The sequence below is a fragment of the Neisseria sp. P0009.S007 genome, from assembly GCF_051962515.1.
Genome location: NZ_JBQCVF010000470.1, coordinates 1 through 1100, shown reverse-complemented (window position 1 = coordinate 1100; position 1100 = coordinate 1). Strand labels below are relative to the sequence as shown.

General features: G+C 51.0%; 1 protein-coding gene and 1 pseudogene. Both read left to right on the top strand.

Annotated features, from left to right (window positions below; all coding sequences use genetic code 11):
* Positions 1-135: pseudogene (locus tag ACTHS3_RS14135) on the top strand (FAD-dependent oxidoreductase); the annotation flags it as partial.
* Between the two features lie 108 nt (positions 136-243).
* Positions 244-1100, top strand: an 857-nt coding sequence (gene trxB / locus ACTHS3_RS14130) for a thioredoxin-disulfide reductase (RefSeq protein WP_440368265.1), incomplete at its 3' end; no start/stop codon positions are given.

Sequence of the window (1100 nt, the reverse complement as noted above, 5' to 3'; positions counted from 1 at the left end):
GCCATCATGGGAGATGAGGGCCGTCTGAAACCTTTTGAGCAACTGCGCCACAGCAACATCATTACCCAGCCTTTCCTACGCAAACTCGGCTCTTTCCTCGGCTCAAAATACTATCAATGGAAAGACAGCCACTAAACCCAAGTAACAAACATATTTCAGACGGCGGCAGATTCAAGTAAAATTCAGGCCGTCTGAAAGCTTAGATACGACAAAATTCAATCATTTATCAGCAAGGAAACCATCATGAGCAACCATCACAAACTCATCATCCTCGGCTCCGGCCCTGCCGGCTATACGGCCGCCGTCTATGCCGCCCGTGCCAACCTCAACCCTGTAATCATTACCGGCGTTGAGCAAGGAGGACAATTGATGACCACCACCGAAGTGGACAACTGGCCTGCCGATGCCGAAGGTGTACAAGGTCCGGAACTGATGGCCCGTTTCCAAGCTCATGCCGAACGCTTCGGTACTGAAATGATTTTCGACCAAATCCACACCGTTGATTTGCAAAACCGTCCTTTCACCCTCAAAGGCGATATGGGCGAATACACCTGCGATGCGCTCATCGTTGCCACCGGCGCATCCGCCAAATATTTAGGTTTACCAAGCGAAGAAGCTTTTGCCGGTAAAGGCGTTTCCGCCTGTGCAACTTGCGATGGTTTCTTCTATAAAAAACAAGATGTTGCCGTAGTCGGCGGTGGCAATACCGCTGTGGGAGAAGCCCTCTACCTTGCCAATATCGCCAACACCGTTACCCTGATTCACCGCCGTGACAGCTTCCGTGCCGAAAAAATCATGGTGGACAAGCTGATGCAACGGGTCGAAGAAGGCAAAATCATCCTCAAGTTTAACAGCTCGGTTGATGAAATCTTGGGCGACGAAAGCGGCGTTACCGGTGCACGCCTGAAACACAATGACGGCAGCACTGAAGAAATCGCCGTCAAAGGCGTTTTCATCGCTATCGGCCACAAACCCAACACCGATATTTTCAAAGGCCAACTCGATATGGATGAAACCGGATATCTGAAAACCAAAGGCGGTACCGGTGACAATGTCGGCGCAACCAATATCGAAGGCGTATGGGCGGCAGGCGACGTCAA